The organism is Ferruginibacter sp. (assembly GCF_028288465.1).
Lineage (GTDB): Bacteria > Bacteroidota > Bacteroidia > Chitinophagales > Chitinophagaceae > Ferruginibacter.
Genome location: NZ_JAQBNR010000064.1, coordinates 76,120 through 103,033 on the forward strand (window position 1 = coordinate 76,120; position 26,914 = coordinate 103,033).

Here is a 26,914-nt window from a genome sequence, read left to right on the forward strand (position 1 = left end):
GCAATAAAATAGTATCAATCATACCGATCATGCAGAGAGAATTAAGGCGAAAGTTTAATGATAATTTTTCTGAAGAAAAATACACAGCTTTTTTACAGCAATTAGAAAATTTGCACCCCGGAGCACTGGAATTCAGAATTGCGGAAACACCCGTTTTTATTCCCAAAGATTTTACACAAAAAATGCTGGATGCCTGCGAAGACATAGTTGATATTATTACAGCCCCCAACTTTAAGTTACTTACTCAAAAAGCGATTCCTGACAGTGTGGTCGCAGCCGATGAAAAAGACCATCCTGAATTTATTGCTTTTGATTTTGGCATCTGCGAAACTACCAATGGGACATTGGAGCCGCAGCTAATTGAAATGCAGGGATTCCCTACACTATTTGCTTTCCAGGCTTTTCATTCGGCTATAACAAAGACCTATGCAGAACTTCCGGCTACTTATGATGCGTATTTAAACGGCTACAACGAAACAACTTACCTGCAGCTTTTGAAGGAAATTATTGTTGGGGATTGCAACGCCGAAAATGTTATCCTGCTGGAGATTTATCCGGAGCAGCAAAAAACACGCATTGATTTTTATTGTACGGAAGATATGCTGGGGATTAAAACGGTGTGCCTGACTAAGTTAATAGGTGAAGGAGACCAGTTATTTTATGAACTGGATGGAAAGAAAACACTGATAAAAAAAATCTACAACCGGCTCATTTTTGATGACCTGTACCAGCAGGAATATCCCGACAATACAATTGATATCGCCCATCCCTGGAACGTGGAGTGGATACCACATCCGAATTGGTTTTACCGCGTTAGCAAATACACATTGCCGTTGATTGATAACCCTTACGTTCCTCCAACCTTCTATCTCAACAAATTAAACCAAATACCAGAAGACCTGGAAAATTATGTGCTGAAGCCGTTGTTTTCTTTTGCGGGAATGGGCGTAATCATTGATGTTACTATCGCCGATATAAATAAGATAACGGATCCCGAAAACTGGATACTACAGCGCAAAGTAAAATACGCGGATGTGATTGAAACACCCGATGTACCTGCAAAAGCAGAAATAAGATTATTTTATTTTTGGAAAAAAGAATGGAACAGACCTATTGCCGTTCACAACCTGGCCCGGCTGAGTAAAGGCAAAATGATTGGCACCCGTTACAATGCAGATAAAACCTGGGTAGGCGGAACGGTAGCTTTTTTTGAAAGATGATACATCCATTTTTTTATTGACCTACGTGCTTTTTTATATACTAACAGATTAAAAACTTAATAATGAAAAAAGGACCTGCCAGATTTTTATATTATCTAAGTCTCTTACAAACTCTGCTTGATAAAGCTGCCAAACAAAAAAACCCGGCATTGTGGCTGTATAAAAATGATGCCCGTACACCACTTTTCATGTTGGAAGGATTGGCTAAGCTGTATACATCGGTAAATAACCCAAAAAAATTTACAAAATTACAGGTACATTTTAAATTGCTGGAAGATGCCCTGGGTGCAATTGACTATTATGATAACATCGCAAAAGATGTCAGCCTAAATAAAAAAATACCTGCCGGTATTACCAGTTACCTGCAAGCACAAACAAGGGAAAAAATACAAAGCCTAAACGAAATACTGGTTGAAAAAGAATGGCTTTCGGTCGGCGGTATCCGCATAAAAAAAATACAAAGGAAACTTGACAAAGCTGATTGGCTGGAGGAGGAACCTGAAATAAACGCCATCAACGAATTTTACGGAAATTCAATTTATGCCATTACTGAATTTATACAAAACAAGAAATACCATTTTAGCGATATAGAATCAGAAGTGCATGAATTACGTCGAAAACTGCGTTGGCTCAGCATTTATCCGCAGGCTTTGCGTGGCAGCATTCAATTATCTAAAAATAAAAAAATGCCGAAGCACCTTGCCAAATATCTAACCAAAGAAATTACTACTTCGCCCTACAACAAAATGCCCGATGCCGGTGATGCTACCTATTTTTTATTGCTGGAACAGAATTATTTTTATGCACTTAGCTGGATGATTGACGCATTGGGAAAAATCAAAGACAGGGGATTACATGTGATAGCTGTGAAAGAAGCCTTACAGCAATCAACAGAATTATCTGATGCCGACGCATTAAAAAAGACTTACCAGTTGTTGGGTATCAAACAACCCAAATTGGAGCAGTTGCTCGTTGAAGCTGAAAAAATTTGCCAGACTTATTTTGATGAGCATAACCTTGAAAACCTGGTATTTGGGATGGGCTCGGTAAAATAGCGAAAGCTCCATAGCATAAAAAAAGCCCCGATAAAACTATCAGGGCTTCTTTTTATGCTTTTACTTTTGCAGGAACTTTTTTCTTAACTTTTTTCAGAGCTGCTTCTACTGCTTTGCTTAATTCATCGTATGTTACTTTACCTGTAAAACGTTCGCCGTTTACAAAAAAAGTAGGTACGTCTTTTACTCCACGGTTAATACCTTCTCTCATATCTCCCTGTACCTGCCATCCATAAGTAGCATTTACCAGTTCATCCAAAAAACGTTTGTTTTGTACACCTGCTTCCCTGCTATGCAATTTTAAACTGGTTGTGCCAAGGTTTCTGCGGTTAGCAAAAAGAATATTGTGCATTTCCCAAAACTTGCCGTCTTGTGCAGTTGCTACTGCGGCTTCGCCAGCCTTTAAGCTACGCTGGTGAATATTTGTCATTGGAAAATGACGAAAATTAAAACGTACTTTCCCTTCATATTCTTCCAGCAACTGTTTTACTACTTCGTTGGCTTTTGCACATACTTCACTTTCATATTCACCAAATTCTTCCAATGTTACCGGAGCATTGATATCGCCAACAAATACATCTCTCGGTTCAATAATTTCAACCACCTCTTTTTTAAATGCCATAATATATCTTTTATTTTTATGTCATATCCCACATTGCTTACCTGGATTATGACCTGTTATAACAACCAATTCCGAAGAAAAGTTTTCACCTTTTTTATAATATATACGTCCTCAAAAAGGTTGTGTAAGCGCTTGAAGGTAATATTTTTTGCCCTTTTTTTTACTACCGTCCAAACTTTATTCGTTCACAGTTTATCCACAAGGCTGATTTTCAATCTTTTACCAACCCAGCCTTCATCTTAAATAACTTTAAATTAACCAGCTTTCACCGCATTTTCCTTATTCTTATCTGCAATCACTTCATTTCTGAAAACTACCACGCCGTCAAAAACATCCACCAGAACCGGCTTGGTTTTATCAATATCACCCATCAAAATCCGCTTGCTCAACTGGTTTACGATTTCCTTTTGAATTAACCTTTTCAAGGGTCTTGCACCAAACTGTGGGTCATACCCATTTTCGGCCAGGTAATCGAGCGCATAGTCACTAAATTCCAGTTGAATTCCGGACTTTGACACCAGATCTTTCAGGTTATCCAATTGAATCCGGATAATTCCCCTGATTTCCTTTTTCATCAACGGCTGGAACATAATTACTTCGTCAATGCGGTTTAAAAATTCCGGCCGGATGGTTTGACGCAACAGGCTGAGGACTTCAGCTTTTGTGCTTTCTACAACTTCCTCTTTATTTTCATCATTTACCTTTTCAAAATTTTCCTGGATAATATGACTTCCCATGTTGCTGGTCATGATCACTATGGTATTCTTAAAGTTCACTATCCTGCCTTTATTGTCGGTCAGGCGACCATCATCCAGCACCTGTAATAAAACATTGTAAACGTCCGGATGCGCTTTTTCAATTTCATCCAGCAGAACCACGCTGTAAGGTTTGCGCCTAACCGCTTCAGTTAATTGTCCGCCTTCATCGTAACCCACATATCCCGGAGGTGCACCTACCAGCCTGCTCACAGAATGCTTTTCCTGGTACTCACTCATATCAATACGGGTCATCATGCTGTCATCGTCAAACAAATACTCTGCCAATGCTTTTGCCAACTCTGTTTTACCCACACCGGTAGTACCTAAAAATATAAATGAACCAATCGGTTTTTTGGGATCTTGCAAGCCTGCCCTGCTGCGGCGGATCGCATCACTTACTGCTTCAATGGCTTCATCCTGGCCTACCACCCTTTTATGCAATTCCTCTTCCAGGTGCAATAATTTTTCCCGCTCACTTTGCAACATCTTAGTTACCGGGATACCGGTAGCTTTCGCAACACTTACAGCAATATCTTCCGCATCCACTTCTTCCTTCAACAAACGCTTTTCACTGATCTCATCCAGCAGAGCTGTCTGTTCCTGGATGATCTTTTCCTGCTGTTGTACTTTACCATATCTTATTTCTGCAACAAGGCCATAATTTCCTTCCCGTTCAGCTTTTTCAGCTGCAGATTTCAGGTTTTCAATTTCGCTTTTAGCTGACTGTACTTTTTCGACCACTTCCTTTTCCTGCTGCCATTTAGCTTTAAAAGTATCCCGCTCAACAGCCAGGTTACCTATTTCCGTGTTCAGCTCTTTTAATTTCGTTGCATCATTTTCTCTTTTAATGGCTTCTCTTTCAATTTCAAGCTGACGAATCTGCCGTTCCAGTTTATCCAGCTCTTCCGGCATTGAATTCATTTCCAGTCTAAGTTTGGCCGCACTTTCATCAATCAGGTCAATGGCCTTATCCGGTAAAAAACGGTCAGTAATATAGCGGTGCGATAATTCAACGGCCGCTATAATGGCTTCGTCTTTTATTAATACGTGGTGATAGGTTTCATACCTGTCTTTCAATCCCCTTAAAATAGAAATCGCATCTTCAACACTTGGCTCATCAATCAACACCTTCTGAAAACGGCGTTCCAGTGCCTTGTCTTTTTCAAAAAATTTCTGGTATTCATTCAATGTTGTGGCACCAACTGCCCTTAACTCTCCACGTGCCAAAGCAGGTTTCAAAATGTTGGCAGCGTCCATTGCGCCATCACCGCCACCAGCACCTACCAGTGTATGTATTTCATCGATAAACAAAATGATATCTCCGTCACTACCGGCCACCTCCTTCACTACTGCTTTTAATCTTTCTTCAAATTCTCCCTTGTATTTGGCACCCGCAATCAGCTGGCCCATATCCAGCGCATAAATAATTTTTGATTTTAAATTCTCCGGCACATCACCATTCACAATGCGCATGGCCAACCCTTCTGCTATAGCGGTTTTGCCAACACCGGGTTCACCTACCAAGATAGGGTTGTTCTTACTTCTTCTTGATAGAATATGGAGTGTACGCCGTATCTCTTCATCGCGGCCTATCACAGGATCCAACTTTCCGGCCCTTGCCATTTCATTCAGGTTCTTCGCATATTTATTCAATGCATTAAACTGGGTTTGTTCTGTCTGAGAAGAAATGGTTGATCCTTTACGCAAATCTTTGATTGCTGCAATCAATCCCTTTTCTGTTAATCCGGCATCTTTCAGCAACTTGGCGCTGTTATCATTTCCCTGCAATATCGCAAGCAATAAATATTCAACACTTACAAACTCATCGCCAAAAGTTTTCAATGCGCTGGTTGCACGCAGCACCACGCTGTTCATGTCCCTGCTTACGGATTGGGCAGGCTCTCCACTTTGCACCTTCGGCAACTTATTAATGCTTTCGTCCGTTTTTGTTTCTACAAAATTTACGTTTACATTATTTTTCTTCAGCAAAAATTCTATGGGCGAATCTTCTTCGCTTAACAAAGCTTTCAATAAGTGCTCTGTTTCAATATTGGGGTTTTTATTATTGAAAGCCAATTGCTGTGACTGTGCAACAGCTTCCTGGGCTTTAATGGTGAAATTGTTAAGGTTCATATTGTAAAATTTATTTTAGTTATTAATGTAATTAAAAGAATGCATCCCCTCGAATCACCATTTTTTTGAAATAAAGATTTTGGAGATTGTTAAATAAGTCATTCAAATTCAACATCCGATTACAGGATAGACAATTTCGAATAACTTTATAAAAATTGTCAAATCTCTATCCAATTTAAATTACAGGAAAATATGGCGCAAAAAATTAGTTCTAACTGTCTAAAATTCATGCTGGTATTGAGTTTTCTGCTACTCTGTCTGCTTACAAAAAGCCAATATAATTTTAGCGGCGTAGATGCTTTTCTCACTTCCAATCAAAAAGCGCTGGGCAAAGACCTGGTAGCAGTTGTTTACAAGGATGGCAAAATTGTCTATCAGAAAGCCGTCGGGGATTTTACGCTGAAAAGCCAGGCACCCATAGCAAGTTGCAGCAAATGGCTGACAGCAGCCCTGGTAATGAGCTTTGTTGATGAAGGAAAAATTTCACTGGATGATAAGGTAAGCACTTACTTGCCCATATATGAAACCTATGGCAAAGCGTATATTACTATCCGCAATTGCCTGGCGCACGAAACCGGCATCACCGATAACCAGCACATGATTGCAAAAATTCTGGAACGCAGAAAGTTCGAGTCGCTGGAAGAGGAAGTAAATTCATTTGCAAAAAGGGAGATAGCGGCTAACCCGGGCACAACTTTCGCTTACGGCACTATCGGTTTAAATATTGCGGCAAGGGTAGTGGAAGTGGTTGGCAAAAAGAATTTTGGTATGCTAATGAAGCAAAGAATTCTGGGCCCGCTGAATATGAAGCACACCACTTTTGAAGGCGATTCGGATGCACCTAATCCTTCCGGAGGTGCAGCTTCCACACCTGAAGATTATATTAATTTTTTGTCGATGATTTTGAACAAAGGTATTTTCAATGGCAAACGAATTTTAAGTGAAGCGGCTATTGAAAAAATGCAAACTGTACAAACTGCCAATGTCCCCAAAGTATATATACCAAAAACAGCAGAAGGATTTGAGTACGGGCTGGGCGAATGGATACAGGAACAGGACGATAAGGGCAACAGTACTGTAGTAAGCTGCCCTGGCCTTTTTGGTACCTGGCCTTTTGTAGACAAGTGCCGTAAATATGCAGGTATTGTTTTTGTAAAATCCTTATTGAGTGATCAAAAGAGAGAACTGTATCTTGAAATAAAGAAACGCATCGATGAAGAAATACCATCCGCATGTAACTAATGTTGTAAAAGAACAAGATTGAACCTTCACAAAAAAGACTATACCCAATTTATAAAACGAGCCGCTCAGAGGCTTGGCTTTGATCATTGCGGCATTGCCGAAGCAGTTGAATTAACAGAAGATGCCAGACGGCTGGAAGTGTGGATCAACAAAGGAATGCATGGCGCCATGCAGTACATGGAAAATCATTTCGATTTAAGAATTGATCCAAGAAAATTGGTGCCAGGTGCAAAATCTGTAATCACTGTATTGCTTAATTATTTTCCCGCACAACAGCAACAATCGATGGCTCCCAAAATTGCAAAATATGCATTTGGCAATGACTACCATGAAGTAATCCGCTGTAAGTTGAAAACTTTGTTGCAGGAAATAAAAGATAACATCGGCGAAATAAACGGCCGTGGCTTTGTTGACAGTGCGCCTGTTTTAGAAAGAAGCTGGGCGAAAAAAACAGGCCTGGGCTGGATTGGAAAGAATGGGAATCTGCTTAACAAACAAAGTGGCAGCTTTTTTTTTATCGCCACCCTGATTACCGACCTGGAGCTGGAATATGATGCTCCTTTTGCCAAAGACTATTGCGGCACCTGCACCAAATGCATCGACTCATGCCCCACCGAAGCGATACTGCCCGATAAAGTGGTGGACGGCAGTAAATGCATTTCGTACTTTACCATTGAGTTAAAAGATGCGTTGATACCGGAGGCCATGAAAGGCAGGTTTGATAACTGGATGTTTGGCTGTGATGTTTGCCAGGACGTTTGCCCATGGAACCGGTTTAGTAAACCAAACAGCGAAATCAACTTTACTCCGATTCCGGCTATATTGGATTTTTCTGTAAATGAATGGGAAGAACTAACGGAAGAAAGTTTTAAACTCATCTTTAAAAACTCCCCGCTTAAGCGCAGTAAATTTAAGGGCATTCAACGCAACCTTAAATTTACAACAACCACCAGTTAACCTTGATAACAATTCTTCTGAACTGATAACTGTTGGTTTGGGGTGGAGGAATTTCCAGTTCGCACCAATTACAAGGTGGAGTAAACTGTTCCTTTAATTGCTTAAATGAATAGCCTGCACTTAAACCCAACTTCGTTTTATTAAAAAGAGAAAATTTATAACCGGCACCGGCTTCATACAACAACCCACCGGTAGCCTCGTATTTATTAGCATAGGCTGGCTTATGGCTTTCAATTACCCAGGGAATGCTGTATCCACCGCTGACGTACCAGAATAAAGTATTTTGTTTTACAGAAAGATTTTTTTGAACGTCCAGAAACAAAGGCACCGTTCGCTTTAACCCGTAATAGTCAATACCAAGGCCTATTCCGGCGAACCAGTTTTTGTATTGTAAGCCATTAACAGTATTAACAAGCCAGGCGGGTTTGCTACCTTTTTGACCAATAGATAGTCCGGTTTGCAGACTGCTCTGGAATTTAGCAGGGGCCAATTTTGGAACATGCTGGCCATTTGCAGAAAGCAAAACAACCAGGCATGTTACCGACAGATAAATTCTTTTTAGTTTCATGGATCTAGAGCGTGACAGTGGGTGATTAAACCGGGTTTATATTTTATTTATTGCTGACACAATAACTCAAATCGCTAAACAACAATTGATTTTGGCCAGCCGAATTATAAAATTGACAATATTATAAATTACAAGGTTGCATTGATCGCCATATTTTTAGACCTTTATTTTTTACCAAAGTTTTTTTGAAGGCGAAGGCCAAAATAACTGTAGTGCCGGCCGCCATAAAGATTCTCCCTGGCGATTTTATTTAAACTAAAATTGATTTCAGGACCAATCAGCAATGGGTTTTTAGTCATGCGTGACATACTAAATAAAGCCCCGACTGAAACATTGGCCTGCGTTTTTTTCAGCAGATTGTTATTGCTGTAATATTTGCCTGATGCTGTATCAAACTGCAATGCATTTGAACTAATCAGCCTTGCAATGGCAATACCTGTAGTTAGGTACGCGGCTCTTTTGTGTTTTTTATTTAGAGCGATTTTAACAGCTACTGGTAATTCTATAAAATGAAAATGATTTTTATAGTTGGATGATGCCCCTGTTCTGTAAAATCTATATGCAGCTGAACTAAGGTTCAAATAATTGTTTGCCGGAACAATACTATCCAGTTGGCTGCCAACCGTCATTGTTGTATTGTACATTTTATAATTTAAGCCAATAGATAAAATTGCTGCAGGTGAAATATTTTTTTGAACAAATATTCCTGCAATAATACCAGCGCCTGAACTTATTTTAGAAGGACGATAAACTGGCGTGCCTGCCTGGCTGTTGTTACCCGGCGTACTTATTTGATCAGCGGAATAGTAAGCTTTATTGGCATCGCTGTTTGATGAACCAATAATTCCCAGGTATTGGTTATTTGTTGCTGAAATGCCTGCAGAAAAATTGACACCCAACTTCCACTTGCTGGTTTGCTTTATATGTATTGATTTTTTTGCAACTGCATTAGCTTTTTCAGGCGATGTTTTTAAAGATGCGATAGTGTCTTTTTCGGATGAAATATTTTTATCGGGTGAGCTTATTACAGTTAAAGCGGTAACATGTTTAAGGCCTGAATCCGCCGGGGATGTTATTACATCATCCTCCACATTTTTATTTTCCTTGCCTGCCAACGTCGTTGTTTCGCTTCGATCTACTTCTACAAATCCATTGCTGATTTTTGTTTTTAACTTTTGTTTCTTTTTATATTGAATTTTTCCGCTGCCATTTTGTGGTACATCAGCAATACCGAACTGATTTCTGATGATCGTCTCTTTTTTGTTTTGCGTAATTATTTTTTTTGCAGCAGGCTGCTCATTCGACAATATTAATTGTTTTAACGATGTTGTTAGCTCTCCTACTTTCTTTTGCGCAATACTTGCCCCGGCAGGCTGCAGCTTCGACAATGCTGGTTGATTTAAGGATGTTGTTTGCTCCTCTTCTTTCTTTTGCGAAAACAACTCATCATCACCAATTTTCTCTTTAACTGCTGGTACGTTATCATTGCTGGCATCAACCGGCTTCAAATGCGCTTCTTCTTTTTTTACAGAAGATTGAATTGTATCTGACTTGCCGGAAACATTTTCGTGAACTGCAATTGCTGACTTTTCGTTCTGTTTCGTGTTTTTATAAACAATATAAAGACCCGCTGTTGAAAAGAATAACAATAATAAAATAAACGCAAAAATTCTACTCTTCCCTTTTCGTTTGTTTATTGCGCCGGCCACATTTTGCCACACTTCATCATTGGGTTTTAATTTTAACCCAACTATTTTTTGCTGCACCTCTTTTTCAAATTCATTTTCCGGCATACTGTTCGTTTTTTGGAAGTGATGAATATTTTTCTATCCACTCAATCAATAAATATCTTGCCCTTGCATATTGTGATTTTGAAGTACCGTCGCTGATGCCCAGCATTTGTCCGATTTCCACATGCGTGTACCCTTCAATGGCATACAGATTAAAAATGGTTTGAAAACCTGCCGGCAACTGCCGGATCAAATCACTCAACTGGCGGGCATCTAAATCAATGGCCGGGTTTTGATCTGATACCGGGTGCAACGGGGTTTCTGCAAATACCATTTCCTGCCGGTAACGCTTATTTTTTTTTAAATAATTCAGTGCCGTGGTAACCATTATTCTGCGGATCCATCCCCCCAGCTCACCCTTAAATTTATAGTCGGCCAAATGCATAAATACTTTTATAAATCCTTCCTGCAACACATCTTCTGCATCACTGAGCGATTTGGTGTACCGGTAGCAAACACCCAGCATGGATGGCGCAAAATGGTCATACAATTGCTGTTGGGCAACTGGTTTTTGTTTAAGACAATCTTTTACCAATACTGAATACTCCATCATATGTGTTACACCAGCCTGACAAGCATTTGTAGCAAGGGGTTGCATTGGACGTAAAATAATTTAAATAGCCGGACTGTTTGAGAAAGAAGTTTAAATTTTATATAGAATTTTCCTTAGAAGATTGCTTTTCAATTATGGCTGCTCATGGATTTTTCTCAATATAGTCCTTTAGCCCGTTTAAGGCAGTTTCATAACCAGGGCCGGTTATCTTATCCATAAATATAGCATAGAATTTTTCCCATGGGTACCAATTCAAACGGGTGAGTGCTCGCCATTCCACCTGTACAGCATGTTGGTTAGGTAATTGAGTGAAGACAATATTATTTTCAATGTCATTTTCGCCTTCCGATTTTAACATAAACCGCACGGCGCTGGAATCGGCTGTGATCGATTTGATTTCTACCTCTTTACCACGATGCAAAATAATACAACCTGCATCTTTACCTACAATTGCAGGAATATGCCGGGTAATTTTTGCTGAATCAATGGTAAAAATTGGATGCCAGTTTTTCCAGTTATCAAAATTGGCAATCTGGTTATATACTTTACCGGCATCAGCTGTATTGATAATCACAACGCGGGATACTCTTACATTACCAGATATCAACAACGATAACAGCGTAATTACAATAAACAAACCGATGATTCCGAAAAGAAAAGCTTTTATAAACCGCATCATAATTACTCCCATTTAAAAACTTTTACAGCAACAGCATATACTATCACGCCCCATAATAATAAAATACCTATTTCATTTTTCACATCCCACAAATTCTGCCCTTCAAATGCAACTGCCCGCATTGCCGTATTTAAATGCGTTAGTGGCAAGGCATTAGAAATAGGCTGTAGCCATTTGGGAAAAACTTCCACCGAAAAAAAAGTGCCTCCCAATAAAAATTGGGGCAGCGTCAATAAATTGGCAAAGGGAGGGATGGTGCTATCGCTCGTGGCCAATCCACTTACAATAAACCCAAGACCCATAAAAACTACCAGGCCTATAAAGCTCAACACCAGCATTTCCAGTAAAGTAAACAAACCGTGAATTAATGTAAATCCAAAAATAAAATGGCCGGCAACAATGATTACGATTGCAGTCAGCATTTGAAATATTATTCTAGCCAGGCCCTCGCCCAAAATAATATAAGTACGGCTGATAGGCGTTGCAAAAAAGCGCTTTAGTACCAATGTATTTCTCAAATTAAAAAACATAAAAGCCACGCCAAATACACCCGAACTCAGCAATGAAAAACCCAACTGTCCCGGCAATATAAAATCGATTGTTTTGTATTCCCTAATTTCTTCCACATCCCGCTTGTAATCAAAATCGGGCACTGCAAAAGTTGGCCGGTTAACATATTTTTGATTGCTGATGGTATTTACAATATTATTTACAACGGGCATAAACTGTGGCCATTTATCGTTGCTTGCGCTGGTAGTCGAAATGGTATACGTGTAAGCAGGTATTGGTGTTTCGTTTTTCCTAATGTTAAAAATACCCGTAATTTTTCCTTTTACCAGGCTTTCTCTCAAATCCTTATCATTATCAAAACGCACTACCCTAATCCGGTTGCTTGCCTTAATGGAATCAAATAAGGCATTGGTGGTATCGCAGCTTTTATCCAGTGCGATTTTATACACCGGCGCTCCAGCGTTATTGCCAATAAAACCAAACACAAGGATAAATACAAAAGGAAAAGCAAAACCAAAAATTACTGAAGAAGGACTTCTGAAAATGGATTTAAGGCCCGCCCTGGTGATCGCCAGCATGGCCGTTAACTGACTGTATTTACGCATCAAAAAATTGTATTTTAATGCGTAAAGCTATTTGTAAAAATGCTGTAAAAAAAATTTGAAAAATTAGCGACACTTGTCGTAATTTTAATGACAAATGACGCATAATGGAAAAGCGAAATAAACCAAAAAAAAACAATTTGATTTCTGCCGAAAGCAAAGTTAGCAAGCTGGAAGAACCTGAAGTAAGCTACAACAGGTCAGTAAAAATAATTCCGGCTGTAAAAAACTTTACCTACAGCGAATTTAAAAAAATTTCGGATAAAGCTCCCTTTACCCAGGCGGAATGGGCTTCCTTACTGCATATAAGCGAGCGCACACTGCAACGCTATGCCAAAAACAATGGCAGTTTCGCCCCTATTAATGCAGAGCGGGCAATGCAAATTGCACAGGTCATCAATGAGGGAAAAAAAACATTTGGCAAAACTGAATTGTTTTACAACTGGCTTAAAAGAAAACCATTGATGCTGGAAGGCCCGCTTTCTTTTGAATCTTTAACCACCGCTTATGGCATTCAGCTGGTGTTAACCCAATTAGGAAGAATCCAACACGGGATACTGGCATGATTGTATACAGGCTGGCTACCGAAACTTATAAAAATGACCTTTCCGGCAACGGAGCCAAATTATTTGGCGGCAGGTGGAATTCTGTTGGTTTACCGGTGATCTATACAACCGAAAATATTTCATTAGCCGTGCTTGAAATATTGGTACGGGCTGATCCTTATACCATTCCCTTAACTTATCACCTCATTAACATTGAAATTCCCGACAGTATTCAACCATTAATCATCGCTTCAGCTAAATTAAAAGCAATATGGAAAGATGATATTGGCTATACACAATGGATGGGTGGTGAATTTATAAAATCCAATAAAGCCTTGCTATTGAAAGTTCCTTCTGCGGTTGTAGACCAGGAAAATAATTTCATCCTGAATCCCAGGCATACTGATTTTAAAAAAGTGGAGATTGTTGCCGTTAAAAAGTTTATGTTCGATAAAAGACTGTTTTTAAAAGATGAATAAAACTTACTTACTGCTCGGCAGCAATATGGGTAACAGCAGGTTGCAATTACAAAAAGCCATTAAAAACATCAACCAAAAAGTAGGTAAGGTTACGCGTCAAAGTAGCCTGTATGTTACAGCAGCCTGGGGCAATACCAATCAACCCGATTTTTTAAACCAGGTGATTGTGGTAGAAACGAAATTGGCAGCCGCTGCTACTATAGACGCTGTGCTGTTCATTGAAAAAAGCATGGGCAGGATAAGAACAACAAAGAATGCACCCCGTATTATTGACATTGATATTTTATTTTTCAACAAAGAAATTATTGCTGAAAAAAAACTGACTGTACCACATCCGGAAATTGAAAACAGGCGCTTCGTCCTCATTCCACTGAATGAATTGTCACCAGGTTTTAAACATCCCATATCCCATAAAACAATGCACCAGTTGCTTCAGGCCTGTGCTGACCCGTTGGATGTTAAAAAGTTTTAATTGTTCAACTGCATAATCCACTTATTTTCGGCTTTGAAAATATGAAATACAATTTTGTTACAATAGAAGGAAATATCGGCGCCGGCAAAACTACCCTGGCGCATTTGTTAAGCAAACATTACAATGCGAGGTTGATATTGGAAGAATTTGCTGACAATCCTTTTTTGCCAAAGTTTTATGAAAACCAGCAGCAATACGCCTTTCCGCTGGAATTGTTTTTTATGGCCGAACGCTATAAGCAATTAAAAGATTTGCTGCAAACAAAGGACATGTTTCAAAATGTTACCATTGCAGATTATCTTTTTACCAAGTGTCTGCTCTTTGCCAAAGTAAATTTGCCGGGCGAAGAATTCAGGTTGTTTCAAAAATTATTTGATATCATTTATCCGCAAATTGTACAACCGGATATTCTCATTTACCTGCACAGCCCGGTAAACGTGTTGCAGCAACACATTAAAAAACGTAATCGCGTATACGAACAAAATATTGCCAACGAATACCTGTTTTCATTACAGGAAACCTATACACAGTACATAAAACAGCATCATATAAAAACCATTTTTGTAGATGCATCCAATGCTGATTTTTTGGGTAACGACGAACATCTGAAAACTATTATTGCTGCATTGGATAAAGAATATGAAAACGGCCAGTATTTTCTTACGCTTCCCTGATTTAAACAATACCACGTTCTTGCCTGTTAGTTTTTTACATTTGTATAACATCAACCAGAATAGCATTGGCAAATCATCCGCTCGCAGTTTTAAAAATTACAGAATTCCGGAATTTTATTATGGGGCGCTTTGTTTTTATCATGGGGTTACGCATGATGGGCACGCTGGTAAGCTGGTGGATGTATGAATTAACTGGTGATGCTTTTTATATCGGCATGATAGGACTTGCAGAAGCTATACCCGCAATTGGCCTGGCCCTGTATGCCGGCTACGTAATTGACCGCAGTGAAAAACGTCGACTCCTGCTGATCACGATTTCCCTTTACGCCATGTGTACGTTTATTTTGCTCGGGACCTCCACGCAATGGTTCAGTCAGCAATTTGGTACCAAGCTGATCATTATTTTTATTTACAGCATTGTGTTTATTACCGGTGCTATCAGGGCTTTTTCCGGTCCCAGTTTTGGCGCCATAATTGCATCGCTGGTGCCAAAGCATTTGTTGATTCCCGCATCACAGTTAAGTTCTACCAGCTGGCTAATCGCCAGCATCAGCGGGCATGCACTCGCGGGTTTTTTAATTGCCTGGCTGCATGTTACCGGTACATTCGTTATCATAACGTCACTCATCATCACCGGCTTTTTATTACTGAGCCGGTTAAAGCCAAAACCGCCGGGGATGAGTTCGGAAAAGAAAACACTGGAAGCCGTAGCTGAGGGACTAAAATATGTTTTTAAAACCAAGGAAGTATTGGGTGCCATTACGCTGGATTTGTTTGCCGTATTATTTGGTGGGGCTGTTGCCATGGTACCGGTATATGCCAAAGATATTTTACATGTAGGCCCGATTGGTTTTGGATGGCTCAATGCTGCGTCTGACATAGGTTCTATCAGTATGGTAATAGCACTTACGCTAAAGCCCATGAAGAAGAAACAAGGCATTAAATTGTTTATGGCCGTAACTGGTTTTGGATTGTGCATTATTCTTTTTGGTTTATCAAAATGGTATTGGCTTTCCTTTGCAGCGTTGGTGGCAGGTGGCATATTTGATGGGGTGAGTGTTGTGGTGAGAGGCAATATTATGCAGCTAAAAACACCGGACGAATTGCGTGGCAGGGTATTGAGTGTAAACTCCATGTTCATTAATTCATCCAATGAAATCGGTCAGTTTGAGAGTGGTGTTGCCGCGAAGCTGATGGGCGTTATTCCTTCTGTAGTATTCGGTGGCTGCATGACGATTTTGGTAGTCGTCGCTACCTGGATAAAGGCGCCATCATTAAAGAAACTGGAGTATTGAGTTACTAAAACAGCTGCAATCTCAATTGTGCACCCTGGGGCTAACAGGGAATCAGCTATCCAATATCTTCAGATAAAATTCAGGTGGTAGTAAACCATTTTGCATTCATTATCGATTAATAAAATTAAACACACCGTTATTTTAGTTATGAGTAAACCAAAAATAGGCTGGGTCGGATTGGGCAATATGGGTACACCCATGGTAAACAATTTATTAAAAGCAGGTTTTGAAGTAAATGTTTTCAATCGTACCAAAAGTAAAGAACAGGCACTGGTTGAAGCGGGTGCAAGTGCTGCTGAAAGTCCGCCTCAGCTGGTGCAACATTGCGATATCATAATCACCATGTTGTCAGACGATGCTGCTGTAAAAGAAATATTTGAAGGCACAAACGGACTGCTATCAAAGCCGCAACCCGGCAAGCTCTTCATCGACATGAGTACAGTTGCCCCCGAAACATCCTGTTACCTGGCGGGTATTTGCGCCAGGCTGGGATTAGGTTTCATTGAAGCGCCGGTATCGGGCAGCGTTAAACCTGCACAGGATGGAACACTGATCATATTGGTTGGTGGCAGCGCTGAAAATTACGAAAAAGCCAAACCGGTTTTTGATGTGTTGGGTAAACTTTCTTTGCTCCTGGGAGAATCCGGCAAGGGCAGTACAGCAAAGCTGGCCATTAATTATCTGCTGGCCTTAAACCTGCAGGGGCTCGCTGAAACCGTTTTGTTTGCAGAAAAAAATGGTATCAGCAAACAGGATATGCTTACGATTATAAATGAAGGAGCTTGTGCAAACGGCATTACAAAATTAAAATCCACTTCTATTTTAAACGATGATTATCCCGCTGCTTTTGCACTGAAACATTTGGTAAAAGATTTAAGGCTGGCAAAAGAAGCCGGCCTGGATGCACCGTTGATTACCCCCTTGTATGATGCGTTTAACAAAGCCCAACAGGCAGGATTTGGTAACGAAGATGTAATGGCAATTAAAAAATACCTTGAAAGCAATCAATAAAAATGAATCGTAACTTCAAATCATAAAAACTTAACTATGCAACGCAGAACCTTTCTCCGCAATAGCAGCCTTACTTTGGCTGGTTTGGCCTTTTTAAGCAATCAAACACTGGCGCAATTTTTAGCTGACCCGGCGTGGAAAATAAAAATGCTGAATGACACAATGGGTGTGTTTACAGAAAAAGGCGGCACCATTTTATTTATGATTGGCAAGGAAGGTTTAGTTGTTGTTGACTCGCAGTTTCCTGAACAATCGCAGCACCTGATTGATGAATTGAAAAAGAGAAGCCAGCAGCCGTTTCAGTTATTGATTAATACACATCATCATGGCGACCATACCGCAGGCAATATATCTTTTAAAGGTTTAGTACCTCATGTGCTGGCACATGAAAACAGCAAAAGCAACCAGGAAAGAGTAGCCAAAGAAAAAAAGAACGAAGACCAGCAGTTATATCCTGATCACACTTATTCAACCACCTGGTGTGAGTCCGTGGGCAAAGAAGAAATCTGTATGCATTATTTTGGTGCGGCGCATACCAATGGCGACAGCTTTGTGCAATTTAAAAAAGCTAACATTGTTCACACAGGCGATTTGGTTTTTAACAGGCGTCATCCATTTGTGGACCGTTCTGCAGGTGCCAATATTGCCAGCTGGATACAGGTGCTCGAAAAAGCTGACAAAACTTTCAGCAACAAAACAACTTTTATCTGCGGCCATGCGGCTGACGGTTACGACATCATTGTTACCAAAGATGATATCAAGGCATTCAGGGATTACCTGGGCAAAGTGTTATTGTTTGTGGGCGAACAGATTAAAGCTGGTAAAACAAAAGAAGAAATTTTAAAAGCTACAGAAATACCCGGTGCTCCTGAATGGAAGGGCGATGGCATTGAAAGGCCTTTGACCGCAGCTTATGAAGAATTGATGGCCAAATAAATTTGATTTTATTGACGGGTTTATTTTGCAGTTGCCATCAGCTTTTCCAGCACATAGTAAACGATGGGGCAAAAGGTGGAATTTTTCAGCGTGAGGGGTTGCCTTTTTAACAACACATCTTCGTTGGTATACGGGAAGCGGGCGCAATCGGATGGCCGCACTTCGTAGATACTGCAATAATTGTCGGCGCCTAAAAACGGGCAGGGTGCTGTGCGCATTACGTAATCACCATCTTCATCAACCCGCAGATAATCGTTGATCAGATCACCTTCCTTCATTTTTAAATATTTGGCAATACGTTTAATATCGGGTGTTTTTAAGCGGGGCGAATATCCCTTGCAGCAATTACCGCATTGAAGACAATCGACTTTGCTGAATGCCTCTTCATGCAGCTCCGGCAGGGCTTTCAGCACGGTGTTTTTGTCTGCACGGTGCAGGTAATTCTTGTATAATTTATTTCTGTCACCTGATTTTTTTTCCCAGGCTCTTAAAAGTTCGTCGCTCATAATGGTTGCCGTGAATATCGTGCAGCTCTTTTTTACATCTGCCTGGTTCACCCGTGCAAAGTAACGAACATAATGCCATCAAACTGAAATTGGGTTTATAATGCGCTCAAAAAAAGCGAAACTAAAAACGGTGGGAATAATATTATCTAATTCACTATTAAGCATTCGCTTAAACATAACAATAGCAGTTTATTCCACAGTTTTCCACAGTTTTAAATGTGTGAACATATTGACACCAAATATTGTTATGATGCAGTAATTTTGCACCTTACAAAATCAGTCAGGTAATCAGTTTGCACAATATTTAATCCGTTGAGAAAAAATATAAAGGAAACCTGCCTACTCACTGAGCAATGTTCCCAGTAGCTGAAAAAGTAAAAGAGGGCGATGCAACAATGATCCTTTCAGTACTATGCCCGGACAAAAAAAAGAGAATTTCAACCTTCAAACAGCAATATGAATATTTTTGAGCAACAACAATGTGAATTTCAAGGCAGGCATATAGGACCAAACGAAACCGAAAAAGATGCGATGTTATCCGCCATTGGCGTAAGTTCTATCGATGAACTGATTAGCAAAACCATCCCGGACGGCATCCGGATCAAGGGAGATCTCGACATACCTGCTGCTATCAGCGAGTTTGATTATTTAAACGAACTGAAAAAAACAGCCGAAAAAAATAAAGTCTTTAAAACTTACATCGGCCAGGGATATTACGATACCATCACCCCGTCGGTTATACTCAGGAATGTTTTTGAAAACCCGGGCTGGTATACACAATACACGCCTTACCAGGCAGAGATTTCGCAGGGGCGTTTGGAAAGTTTGTTAAACTACCAAACCATGGTAGCCGACCTGACCGCTTTACCAATTGCCAATGCAAGTTTGCTGGACGAAGGTACTGCAGCTGCTGAAGCGATGGCTATGCTGTTCAATCATAAAAACAAAGACCACGACCATATTACCGCACCCCAATTTTTTGTTGATGACAAGATATTTGCTCAAACAAAAGATGTGCTGGTAACAAGAGCTGCGCCTATTGGCATTGAGCTGGTATTTGGCAATTTTGACCATGCGGTGCTGGATGAAAATTATTTTGGAGCGATTGTTCAATACCCTGACAGCGATGGAGCCGTAAGAGACTACCGCAACTTTATAACTGCGGCCCATGCTGTAAATGCGCAGGTAGTTATGGCCACCGATTTACTGGCACTTACATTACTAACACCTCCGGGTGAATTAGGCGCTGATGTGGCCATCGGTTCTTCACAACGTTTCGGTGTGCCGATGGGATTTGGCGGACCACATGCCGCTTTTTTTGCAACTAAAGATGAATTTAAAAGAACCATCCCCGGAAGAATAATAGGCGTTAGCGTTGATGCACTTGGTAACCGTTGCCTGCGCATGGCACTACAAACAAGAGAGCAGCACATTCGCCGGGAAAAGGCTACCAGTAATATTTGTACGGCACAAGCCCTGCTAAGTAATATGGCCGCTATGTACGCTATTTATCATGGTCCGGATGGGTTAACCAATATTGCAAAACGCATCAGCATATTGGCGCAAACACTGAGCGACGAACTGAATGAACTTGGCTTTGACAATGAAAACGAATATTATTTTGATACGCTGAAAGTAACGGTAGCAGATGCAACGGCGGTAATAAAATCTGCTGCGGCGCAGGAAATGAATTTCCGGCTGATTGATAATAAACACATCGGCATTTCATTAGATGAGACCACTTCACAAAGTGATGTGGTAGACATATTGCACATACTGGCAGCATCCATTAACATCGATACGGCGGTAGCTGGTTTTGATGCAGATGCCTACCTTTCAAATATTCCTTTTGCACTTACAAGAAACTCTGACTTTTTAACACACCCGGTATTCAACACTCACCGCAGCGAAAGCGAAATGATGCGGTACCTTAAATTTTTAGAGAACAAAGATCTTAGTTTAAATACTTCCATGATCAGCCTGGGCAGTTGCACCATGAAGCTGAATGCCGCTACAGAGTTGATTCCTGTAAGCTGGCCTTCCTTCAGCAGGCTGCATCCTTTTGCTCCTGCCGATCAAACACTTGGGTATCAGCAGATTATTACTGAACTGGAAAATTATTTAAGCAAGATTACCGGCTTTGCTGCGACTTCGTTACAACCCAACAGTGGTGCACAGGGCGAATATGCTGGCCTGCTAACCATACGTGCTTATCATGAGTCAAGAGGTGAAAGTCACCGCAATGTTGTTCTGATACCTATTTCGGCACATGGCACCAATCCTGCCAGTGCAGTAATGGCGGGCATGAAGGTAGTTGTTACCAAATGCGACGAAGCAGGTAATATTGATGTAACAGATTTAAAAGCAAAAGCAGAAGAACATAAAAATGACCTGGCTGCATTGATGGTAACGTATCCTTCTACCCATGGTGTGTTTGAAGAAAGCATCATTGAAATTTGTAACACCATACATGAACATGGCGGACAGGTGTACATGGATGGAGCCAACATGAATGCACAAGTGGGTTTAACAAGCCCGGGAATGATTGGCGCTGATGTTTGTCATTTAAACCTGCATAAAACGTTTGCGATACCACATGGTGGCGGAGGCCCCGGTGTTGGACCAATTTGTGTAGCACCACAGTTAGTTCCTTTTTTGCCAGGCCACGTTAACCTTGATAATGAAACTTCCAATACGCATGCTGTTAGTGCAGCTCCTTATGGTAGTGCAAGCATTTTATTGATCAGCTATGCATACATAAAAATGCTGGGTGCAAAAGGTTTGCGCAGTGCTACTGAGTACGCCATACTGAATGCCAATTACATGAAAGCAAGACTGGAAAAATACTACAAGATTTTATACTCAGGAAAAAATGGAACTGCGGCGCATGAATTTATTGTAGACCTGCGGCCCTTTAAAACCAGCGCCGGCATTGAAGCTGAAGACGTAGCTAAAAGACTAATGGATTATGGTTTTCATGCTCCTACCCTTTCTTTTCCGGTTGCTGGCACGCTTATGATTGAACCGACAGAAAGCGAAGACAAAAGTGAGCTCGATCGTTTTTGCGATGCGCTGATTGGCATTTATCATGAAATAAAAGCAATAGAAAATGGCGAGGCTGATAAAAAAGACAATGTATTAAAGAATGCACCCCATACCCAGCTTGTAATATGTGCAGATGAATGGACTAAAACTTATTCAAGAACTACGGCAGCGTTCCCGTTGCCTTATGTAAAGCAAAATAAATTCTGGCCATCAATCGCCAGGGTGAACAATACTTATGGCGACAGAAATTTGGTTTGCACCTGTGAGCCGGTTGAAGCATATGCCTAAAAAAACTTCAGACATAAAAAAAGTGCAACATTGAATGTTGCACTTTTTTTATAAATATAGTTGAGGTCAGATTGTATTGAATAAAAATGCCCTTAATAAATTTAAAACCAGTAGTAAGCTTTTAAAAACTATACAGCCACAGCTTGTTTTGGCAATGTGATGCGGTTAAATTCTGCACCGCTGAATATCTTAGCCAGTTTGTTATCATGCGATTCTTTCCATTCCTTAATGTTGGTTTCAGAAACAATGCGCCAAAAGTTTTTAGATTTCAAATCTTCATAATCCGCCGACTGAACAAAAATACCAAGGATAGTATTTCTTTTCTTAAATTCAATTTTTACCGGGTTTTTAGCCAGGTGGCCACCTTCAATAAATTTTGCAATTACATCGTTTATCATAATTAAAATTTTTGCAAATGTAGGCTTTTTCAGGCGGACCTGGTGAAGTATTAAAATGTAATATGTAACATGCCTGCCAATAAGCAAGCTAGGTCGCATTTATGTTAGTGTTAATTTAAAAGATGTTCCAAACCCAATTCAGGATTTTTCCCTTTTACACTTGTAAAGAAAGTAAGTATTTTGTTGTAATCTGCCGCTTCATCATCCGTTGTAAAAAAGAGAGGAGCAAATCGAAATTCTTTATGTTCAAAATCAAACGCAAGCATTACTATGGGCACGTTGGCTTTTTTGGCAATGTGATAAAACCCGGTTCTCAGCCTGTCAACTTTTTTTCGTGTCCCCTCAGGTGACAATGCTATAGCAAAGGATTCATTTTGAATAAACATTTCCGCCACCTGGTCTACAAAATTATTTTTATTAAAGCGGTCAACGGGCACGCCCCCGGCTTGGCGAAATAAAAAACCAAATGGAGGTTTAAACAATTCCTGTTTGGCTATAAACTTAATATGCTTCAGTTTTAAAACGCTTCTAAAAGCAAAACCCATAAAAACATCCGAACTGCTGGTATGCGGCCCAACAACCATGATAAACTTTTTTAAATCCTTCGGCACCGGTCCTGTAGCTTTCCACCCGGTTAATTTGAGATAAATTTTAAAGAAATAATGCAGCATCTATTTTTTTATTGGACTGCTGCAAGATAAGCTCATTTATTAGTTGCAAATGGATGTTATTAACCAGCGGGTATAATATCAACCATGTTTCTAAAGCTATTGGCCGCATTTTACTGATTAAATAGCGTAAAATTGTTCTAAACGGGGCCAGGGCCAGGCGATTATCTTAAAATGGCAAGTTATTCCAACAGGAAATGACTTGGTTTTCAGCGTTCAACATACTATCTGTAGTATTTCTGTATTATTTAAAATAAAAAGTTATATTTGCATCCTAATTTAATACAATACAATTTTTAAAAAATGGACAAAACACTAGGCACCGTTAAGTTTTTCAATTCTGAAAAAGGATTCGGTTTTATCAAGCATGATGATTCTAACAAAGAAACTTTCGTACATGTTAGCGGATTAATCAATGACATCAAAGAAGGAGACCATGTAGAATTCGACCTGCAGGAAGGTAAAAAAGGTTTAAATGCCGTTAACGTTAAATTGATCTAATAGAACATATTGATCTTTGTTAATAAAGGTATCGGGCTGCTAATTTTAGCAGCCCTTTTTTTATGAGTTGTTTTAAAGAATGGTTGCATATTAATCTTGTCCATGCTTAAAAATTATGAAGTAGAATTAAGGTAATCTGGCAAATTAGGCTTACACGAAAACACCAGCTATCATAATTACATATTAAAAGGCCATTGCGATTTCAATTTTGCCATTATAAGATATACAGTGAGCCCGCTGCCAAATACCAGCAAAAAAGAAAACATAATAGTAAAGCCAGTAGCATAAAAGATAAATAACCACATCGCAATCGCCAGTACAACCGGCAGCGGATAGAGCGGCATTTTATACGGCAGGTTAGCTGTTCCATTTCTTTTTCTTAACAACACCACACCCGCAGCCTGGCCAATAAACTGCACCATGATCCGCATGGCCAATATTCCATCAATGATGTGTTTCATTTTAAAAGACAAGCTGAATATAAAGGCTAAACCAGCCAACACCAACAATGAGATGTAGGGGAAATTTTTTGTTGGATGCAGTCTACCAAAAACTTTAAAAAAAGCGCCGTCAATAGCTGCCGCATAAGGCACACGGGAATACCCCAGCATTACTGCGAAAAGTGAAGAGAGTGCCACCCATAAAATCATTACTGTACCTGCCTTCGCCGCTGTTGCCCCGTACAATCTTTCCAAAAATGTACTTACTACAAAATTGTTTTGCCCTGTGTCCTGCCATGCTTTTATTTCCTGCCAGGATATTACACTGCTTACACTCATATTCATTGCCAGGTACAATACTGCTATTCCAATCACCGAAATAAACATGCTGCGGGGAATATTCTTTCCGGGATTTTTTATCTCCCCACCTAAATGGCAAACGTTGTAATAACCAAGGTAACTGTAAATGGTTTTAACACAAGCCTGGCCGAATCCAAAAGATAATAGTTGCCCCCAGCTAAAATCACTGTTGATATGCTGTAGCGGTTGCAATATATTTCCATGCACAATGCCACCAATAATGATCCAACCCAAAGTCAGTAACACACCTGTCCACAGCAGCACACCAATTTTGCCAATACTATCAATTTTACGGTATAACAAAAAGGTGATTAAAACAATTACCGCACCTGATACCGCTTTTGCCTTCCAGTCTTCCAAATGTACCAGGTATCCAAGGTACTGGGAAAATCCAATAGCCGCAGAGGCTGCTACCAGTGGCGCTTGTATAACAGTCTGCCATACGTATAAAAAACTCATTAGTTTCCCCATTCCATTCTTTCCATAGGCTTCTTTCAAAAAATTATAACTGCCGCCCGCTAAAGGATAGGCTGCACCAAGCTCACTCCATATCATAGCATCTACCAGCGAAAGCAAAGCGCCGGCAATCCAGGCATATAAAAACATGCCGCCCATTAATCCCATTACAATCGGTAAGGTTACAAAGGGGCCGATACCCACCATATCGATCATATTCAAAACTGTAGAATGAAAAAGCCTCAGCCGGCGCTGTAGTGAAGAAGTTGCTGCCATTAAAATAATTAAGAACGGAAATTACAATTTAGCAGCGACAAAATAATTTGCGTGTATTGTGTAAATCAGGTAAACATAAAAGCAGATAATGGAAAATACAACGAACGGTAAGGCTATAAAAACAAACAGCTCCCCTCTGGAAGCCTGCTTGTTTACGGAATCATTAATAATCGAAAACAAATATTAAATATATTATGCAACATTTACCAGCTATTGCTGAATGCTTTGTTGAAGTCTTGAAAGTTTTGTGTTTTGTAAGCGTTTTCACCAAAAAATTTAAGCGGTGTTTCTATTTCGCTTGCTTTTAAATATCCCGCAAGTGGCGCTGGCTGAGCCTTCATATCAGCAACAAATACTGTTGTAGGAAAACTTAATTGTCCGTAACATAAATAAACGGCCAACTCATTTACTTTATTTAGCTTGCTGTATCCATATTTTTTACCATTCCATTCCAGTGAGTCTTTTTGTTCTGCATCCAGTTTCACGGCATAATAATGTTCATTAATATAAGAAACTACTTTTTCATTACTGTAGGTTTGCCTGTCCATTACTTTACACCAGCCACACCAGTTGGTATACACATCAACCAATATTGGTTTGGGATTTTTGCTGTATGCTTCCTGTAGCTGGGCTACGGTAAGCCACTGCACTTTTTCTTTGTTTTTAGGAATAAAAGAAACACTTATAAAAAACAAAACAACGATAATTATAAAACCGGTAACCTTTTGCATACAATAATTGTTTAGTAGCTTACACCATCACATAACGACGAAAAATGCATAAAATTGTTGTAGCCATTACAGGGGCGAGCGGATCAGTTTATTCGAAGGTTTTATTAGACAAATTACTAACCATAAAAGATCAGTGGAGCGATCTCTCAGTAATTTTAACAGAAAATGCCAAAGCTGTTTGGAAGACTGAAATGGACAATGAAGGGTATAACAATTACCCGGTAAAAATGCATACGTCGATGGATTTCATGGCGCCATTCGCTTCCGGTTCCGGTCAGTATGATATTATGATTATTATTCCCTGCAGTATGGGCACGCTCGGAAGAATTGCCGGCGGGATCAGCAATGACCTTATTTCCCGGGCGGCAGATGTTATTTTAAAGGAAAGAAGAAAATTGATTTGTGTTGTAAGGGATACACCCTACAACCTGGTTCATATCCGCAATATGGAAACCCTTACCCTGGCAGGAGGTATTATCTGCCCTGCTACGCCATCGTTTTACAGCAAACCGACTACAATTGAAGAAGTAGCCGCAACGGTTGTTGACCGGGTGCTTGATATAGCCGGTCTTACAATAAACACCTATCGCTGGGGAGAATATGAAAGCGCGGAATAAACAATACGGAAAGCATACAAAAAAGAGCAGCACTCACATGCGGCTCTTTGAAAAACTCCAGTAACATAATTATCTCAGGTCTACCACTTCAGCGCCCGGATATTTCTTGGCATCAAATACAAATTGAGTGTCATTCACTGGGGCAGTGGTGTTCATACCTGTAACGGAATAGGTAAATTTATTGCCTGTTTTTTCAAACACCTTGGTGCTGCTGATAATTTGACTTGCCTTATCTACATACACCAGTACCTTAAAAAATGGCTTGCTTTTATCAATGGGTGTTAATTCAATTTCCTGTACTTTTTTGCCCCCTACTGTCTTCTCCTGGTTCAGTTTATACAAAAAATCTTTGTCGTAAAAATTGGTAAATATCTTTTGCGGAGTAAGGCTGTTAGCCGAAGGATCAACTTTTGTAATAGTCACTTCGTTGGCACTTCTATCATAAGTAGATATGTTGCTGCCATCGCAAAAAATTTCCTGGCCTGTAATACTTACCCGGTATTTATTGCCTTTCATATACACAATAC

27 protein-coding genes are annotated in these 26,914 nt (G+C 40.0%); 14 read left to right on the top strand and 13 right to left on the bottom strand.

What is annotated here, in order from left to right:
• The first annotated feature begins 29 nt into the window (after nucleotides 1-29).
• Nucleotides 30-1,220, top strand: coding sequence for a hypothetical protein (locus tag JWR61_RS24570; protein WP_301930318.1), 1,191 nt, complete (start codon nucleotides 30-32; stop codon nucleotides 1,218-1,220).
• Nucleotides 1,221-1,282: 62 nt separating this feature from the next.
• Nucleotides 1,283-2,275, top strand: coding sequence for a hypothetical protein (locus tag JWR61_RS24575; protein WP_301930319.1), 993 nt, complete (start codon nucleotides 1,283-1,285; stop codon nucleotides 2,273-2,275).
• 52 nt (nucleotides 2,276-2,327) lie between these two features.
• On the opposite strand, the gene JWR61_RS24580 is transcribed toward JWR61_RS24575, so the two are convergent.
• Together JWR61_RS24580 and clpB are read right to left on the bottom strand one after the other, a co-directional pair.
• Complete coding sequence (locus JWR61_RS24580; RefSeq protein ID WP_290335845.1) at nucleotides 2,328-2,897, bottom strand: thioredoxin domain-containing protein; 570 nt, start codon at nucleotides 2,895-2,897, stop codon at nucleotides 2,328-2,330.
• Between the two features lie 254 nt (nucleotides 2,898-3,151).
• Complete coding sequence (clpB, locus tag JWR61_RS24585; RefSeq protein ID WP_301930320.1) at nucleotides 3,152-5,788, bottom strand: ATP-dependent chaperone ClpB; 2,637 nt, start codon at nucleotides 5,786-5,788, stop codon at nucleotides 3,152-3,154.
• A gap of 192 nt (nucleotides 5,789-5,980) precedes the next feature.
• Between clpB and JWR61_RS24590 the strand changes: the two genes are divergently transcribed.
• On the top strand, nucleotides 5,981-7,030 hold the full coding sequence (locus JWR61_RS24590) for a serine hydrolase (RefSeq protein ID WP_301930321.1): 1,050 nt from the start codon (nucleotides 5,981-5,983) through the stop codon (nucleotides 7,028-7,030).
• Between the two features lie 18 nt (nucleotides 7,031-7,048).
• Complete coding sequence (queG, locus tag JWR61_RS24595) at nucleotides 7,049-7,987, top strand: tRNA epoxyqueuosine(34) reductase QueG (RefSeq protein ID WP_301930322.1); 939 nt, start codon at nucleotides 7,049-7,051, stop codon at nucleotides 7,985-7,987.
• Here the strand turns inward: queG and JWR61_RS24600 are convergent.
• The 5 genes from JWR61_RS24600 to JWR61_RS24620 all read right to left on the bottom strand — a co-directional run bounded on the left by JWR61_RS24600 (nucleotide 7,968) and on the right by JWR61_RS24620 (nucleotide 12,692).
• Complete coding sequence (locus JWR61_RS24600; protein ID WP_301930323.1) at nucleotides 7,968-8,555, bottom strand: hypothetical protein; 588 nt, start codon at nucleotides 8,553-8,555, stop codon at nucleotides 7,968-7,970. The genes queG and JWR61_RS24600 overlap by 20 nt on opposite strands.
• A gap of 164 nt (nucleotides 8,556-8,719) precedes the next feature.
• A complete protein-coding gene (locus JWR61_RS24605; protein ID WP_301930324.1) occupies nucleotides 8,720-10,348 on the bottom strand; it encodes an outer membrane beta-barrel protein in 1,629 nt (542 codons plus the stop codon).
• Nucleotides 10,335-10,898, bottom strand: a complete 564-nt coding sequence (locus JWR61_RS24610; protein ID WP_301930325.1) for an RNA polymerase sigma factor — start codon at nucleotides 10,896-10,898, stop codon at nucleotides 10,335-10,337. The genes JWR61_RS24605 and JWR61_RS24610 overlap by 14 nt, the downstream gene beginning before the upstream one ends.
• A 142-nt stretch (nucleotides 10,899-11,040) precedes the next feature.
• Complete coding sequence (locus JWR61_RS24615) at nucleotides 11,041-11,589, bottom strand: hypothetical protein (protein ID WP_301930326.1); 549 nt, start codon at nucleotides 11,587-11,589, stop codon at nucleotides 11,041-11,043.
• Nucleotides 11,580-12,692 (bottom strand): ABC transporter permease, encoded by a 1,113-nt coding sequence (locus tag JWR61_RS24620; protein ID WP_301930327.1) that lies wholly within the window; start codon nucleotides 12,690-12,692, stop codon nucleotides 11,580-11,582. Before JWR61_RS24620 ends, JWR61_RS24615 begins: the two co-directional genes overlap by 10 nt.
• Before the next feature lie 104 nt (nucleotides 12,693-12,796).
• On the opposite strand from JWR61_RS24620, the gene JWR61_RS24625 reads away from it, so the two are divergent.
• The 7 genes from JWR61_RS24625 (at nucleotide 12,797) to JWR61_RS24655 (ending at nucleotide 18,101) form a co-directional block, all read left to right on the top strand.
• Nucleotides 12,797-13,255, top strand: a complete 459-nt coding sequence (locus JWR61_RS24625) for an antitoxin Xre-like helix-turn-helix domain-containing protein (protein WP_301930328.1) — start codon at nucleotides 12,797-12,799, stop codon at nucleotides 13,253-13,255.
• Entirely contained in the window at nucleotides 13,252-13,713 is a 462-nt protein-coding gene (locus JWR61_RS24630; RefSeq protein WP_301930329.1) for an RES family NAD+ phosphorylase, read from the top strand. The genes JWR61_RS24625 and JWR61_RS24630 overlap by 4 nt, the downstream gene beginning before the upstream one ends.
• Nucleotides 13,706-14,185 (top strand): 2-amino-4-hydroxy-6-hydroxymethyldihydropteridine diphosphokinase, encoded by a 480-nt coding sequence (gene folK, locus JWR61_RS24635; RefSeq protein WP_301930330.1) that lies wholly within the window; start codon nucleotides 13,706-13,708, stop codon nucleotides 14,183-14,185. Before JWR61_RS24630 ends, folK begins: the two co-directional genes overlap by 8 nt.
• 41 nt (nucleotides 14,186-14,226) lie before the next feature.
• Nucleotides 14,227-14,859: a deoxynucleoside kinase gene (locus JWR61_RS24640; protein ID WP_301930331.1), complete on the top strand. Its 633-nt coding sequence runs from the start codon at nucleotides 14,227-14,229 to the stop codon at nucleotides 14,857-14,859.
• Nucleotides 14,860-14,924: 65 nt separating this feature from the next.
• The gene (locus JWR61_RS24645; protein ID WP_301930332.1) at nucleotides 14,925-16,154 is read left to right on the top strand and encodes an MFS transporter; all 1,230 of its coding nucleotides are present in this window, start codon (nucleotides 14,925-14,927) and stop codon (nucleotides 16,152-16,154) included.
• A gap of 147 nt (nucleotides 16,155-16,301) precedes the next feature.
• Nucleotides 16,302-17,165 (top strand): NAD(P)-dependent oxidoreductase, encoded by an 864-nt coding sequence (locus JWR61_RS24650; protein WP_301930333.1) that lies wholly within the window; start codon nucleotides 16,302-16,304, stop codon nucleotides 17,163-17,165.
• A 36-nt stretch (nucleotides 17,166-17,201) separates the two neighbouring features.
• A complete protein-coding gene (locus JWR61_RS24655; RefSeq protein WP_301930334.1) occupies nucleotides 17,202-18,101 on the top strand; it encodes an MBL fold metallo-hydrolase in 900 nt (299 codons plus the stop codon).
• 20 nt (nucleotides 18,102-18,121) lie between these two features.
• Here JWR61_RS24655 and JWR61_RS24660 read toward each other — a convergent pair whose 3' ends face one another.
• The gene (locus JWR61_RS24660) at nucleotides 18,122-18,607 is read right to left on the bottom strand and encodes a YkgJ family cysteine cluster protein (RefSeq protein WP_290335828.1); all 486 of its coding nucleotides are present in this window, start codon (nucleotides 18,605-18,607) and stop codon (nucleotides 18,122-18,124) included.
• Nucleotides 18,608-19,063: 456 nt separating this feature from the next.
• Here JWR61_RS24660 and gcvP point away from each other — a divergent pair, with 456 nt between their 5' ends.
• Nucleotides 19,064-21,940: an aminomethyl-transferring glycine dehydrogenase gene (gene gcvP, locus JWR61_RS24665; protein WP_301930335.1), complete on the top strand. Its 2,877-nt coding sequence runs from the start codon at nucleotides 19,064-19,066 to the stop codon at nucleotides 21,938-21,940.
• Nucleotides 21,941-22,068: 128 nt separating this feature from the next.
• Here the strand turns inward: gcvP and JWR61_RS24670 are convergent, their stop codons facing one another.
• Both JWR61_RS24670 and JWR61_RS24675 read right to left on the bottom strand, forming a co-directional pair.
• Nucleotides 22,069-22,338, bottom strand: a complete 270-nt coding sequence (locus tag JWR61_RS24670; RefSeq protein ID WP_290335826.1) for a short-chain dehydrogenase — start codon at nucleotides 22,336-22,338, stop codon at nucleotides 22,069-22,071.
• Nucleotides 22,339-22,448: 110 nt separating this feature from the next.
• Nucleotides 22,449-23,009 carry a 1-acyl-sn-glycerol-3-phosphate acyltransferase gene (locus tag JWR61_RS24675; RefSeq protein ID WP_301930336.1) on the bottom strand — a complete coding sequence of 187 codons (561 nt, stop codon included), beginning with the start codon at nucleotides 23,007-23,009 and terminating at the stop codon, nucleotides 22,449-22,451.
• A 300-nt stretch (nucleotides 23,010-23,309) separates the two neighbouring features.
• Here JWR61_RS24675 and JWR61_RS24680 point away from each other — a divergent pair, with 300 nt between their 5' ends.
• Entirely contained in the window at nucleotides 23,310-23,507 is a 198-nt protein-coding gene (locus JWR61_RS24680) for a cold-shock protein (protein WP_290335824.1), read from the top strand.
• A gap of 176 nt (nucleotides 23,508-23,683) precedes the next feature.
• Here JWR61_RS24680 and JWR61_RS24685 read toward each other — a convergent pair whose 3' ends face one another.
• A complete protein-coding gene (locus tag JWR61_RS24685; protein WP_301930337.1) occupies nucleotides 23,684-25,039 on the bottom strand; it encodes an APC family permease in 1,356 nt (451 codons plus the stop codon).
• 203 nt (nucleotides 25,040-25,242) lie between these two features.
• Nucleotides 25,243-25,770 (bottom strand): DUF255 domain-containing protein, encoded by a 528-nt coding sequence (locus tag JWR61_RS24690; RefSeq protein ID WP_290335822.1) that lies wholly within the window; start codon nucleotides 25,768-25,770, stop codon nucleotides 25,243-25,245.
• Nucleotides 25,771-25,814: 44 nt separating this feature from the next.
• On the opposite strand from JWR61_RS24690, the gene JWR61_RS24695 reads away from it, so the two are divergent.
• Complete coding sequence (locus tag JWR61_RS24695; protein WP_301930338.1) at nucleotides 25,815-26,387, top strand: UbiX family flavin prenyltransferase; 573 nt, start codon at nucleotides 25,815-25,817, stop codon at nucleotides 26,385-26,387.
• A gap of 69 nt (nucleotides 26,388-26,456) precedes the next feature.
• On the opposite strand, the gene JWR61_RS24700 is transcribed toward JWR61_RS24695, so the two are convergent.
• Nucleotides 26,457-26,914, bottom strand: a 458-nt coding sequence (locus JWR61_RS24700; RefSeq protein ID WP_301930339.1) for an outer membrane lipoprotein carrier protein LolA, incomplete at its 5' end; no start/stop codon positions are given.

Coding starts and splice junctions, on each gene's coding strand:
- JWR61_RS24570 (WP_301930318.1), top strand. CDS start 30: ATGCAGAGAGAATTAAGGCGAAAGTTTAATGATAATTTTTCTGAAGAA.
- JWR61_RS24575 (WP_301930319.1), top strand. CDS start 1,283: ATGAAAAAAGGACCTGCCAGATTTTTATATTATCTAAGTCTCTTACAA.
- JWR61_RS24580 (WP_290335845.1), bottom strand. CDS start 2,897: ATGGCATTTAAAAAAGAGGTGGTTGAAATTATTGAACCGAGAGATGTA.
- clpB (WP_301930320.1), bottom strand. CDS start 5,788: ATGAACCTTAACAATTTCACCATTAAAGCCCAGGAAGCTGTTGCACAG.
- JWR61_RS24590 (WP_301930321.1), top strand. CDS start 5,981: ATGGCGCAAAAAATTAGTTCTAACTGTCTAAAATTCATGCTGGTATTG.
- JWR61_RS24600 (WP_301930323.1), bottom strand. CDS start 8,555: ATGAAACTAAAAAGAATTTATCTGTCGGTAACATGCCTGGTTGTTTTG.
- JWR61_RS24605 (WP_301930324.1), bottom strand. CDS start 10,348: ATGCCGGAAAATGAATTTGAAAAAGAGGTGCAGCAAAAAATAGTTGGG.
- JWR61_RS24610 (WP_301930325.1), bottom strand. CDS start 10,898: ATGATGGAGTATTCAGTATTGGTAAAAGATTGTCTTAAACAAAAACCA.
- JWR61_RS24615 (WP_301930326.1), bottom strand. CDS start 11,589: ATGGGAGTAATTATGATGCGGTTTATAAAAGCTTTTCTTTTCGGAATC.
- JWR61_RS24620 (WP_301930327.1), bottom strand. CDS start 12,692: ATGCGTAAATACAGTCAGTTAACGGCCATGCTGGCGATCACCAGGGCG.
- JWR61_RS24625 (WP_301930328.1), top strand. CDS start 12,797: ATGGAAAAGCGAAATAAACCAAAAAAAAACAATTTGATTTCTGCCGAA.
- JWR61_RS24630 (WP_301930329.1), top strand. CDS start 13,252: ATGATTGTATACAGGCTGGCTACCGAAACTTATAAAAATGACCTTTCC.
- folK (WP_301930330.1), top strand. CDS start 13,706: ATGAATAAAACTTACTTACTGCTCGGCAGCAATATGGGTAACAGCAGG.
- JWR61_RS24640 (WP_301930331.1), top strand. CDS start 14,227: ATGAAATACAATTTTGTTACAATAGAAGGAAATATCGGCGCCGGCAAA.
- JWR61_RS24650 (WP_301930333.1), top strand. CDS start 16,302: ATGAGTAAACCAAAAATAGGCTGGGTCGGATTGGGCAATATGGGTACA.
- JWR61_RS24655 (WP_301930334.1), top strand. CDS start 17,202: ATGCAACGCAGAACCTTTCTCCGCAATAGCAGCCTTACTTTGGCTGGT.
- JWR61_RS24660 (WP_290335828.1), bottom strand. CDS start 18,607: ATGAGCGACGAACTTTTAAGAGCCTGGGAAAAAAAATCAGGTGACAGA.
- gcvP (WP_301930335.1), top strand. CDS start 19,064: ATGAATATTTTTGAGCAACAACAATGTGAATTTCAAGGCAGGCATATA.
- JWR61_RS24670 (WP_290335826.1), bottom strand. CDS start 22,338: ATGATAAACGATGTAATTGCAAAATTTATTGAAGGTGGCCACCTGGCT.
- JWR61_RS24675 (WP_301930336.1), bottom strand. CDS start 23,009: ATGCTGCATTATTTCTTTAAAATTTATCTCAAATTAACCGGGTGGAAA.
- JWR61_RS24680 (WP_290335824.1), top strand. CDS start 23,310: ATGGACAAAACACTAGGCACCGTTAAGTTTTTCAATTCTGAAAAAGGA.
- JWR61_RS24685 (WP_301930337.1), bottom strand. CDS start 25,039: ATGGCAGCAACTTCTTCACTACAGCGCCGGCTGAGGCTTTTTCATTCT.
- JWR61_RS24690 (WP_290335822.1), bottom strand. CDS start 25,770: ATGCAAAAGGTTACCGGTTTTATAATTATCGTTGTTTTGTTTTTTATA.
- JWR61_RS24695 (WP_301930338.1), top strand. CDS start 25,815: ATGCATAAAATTGTTGTAGCCATTACAGGGGCGAGCGGATCAGTTTAT.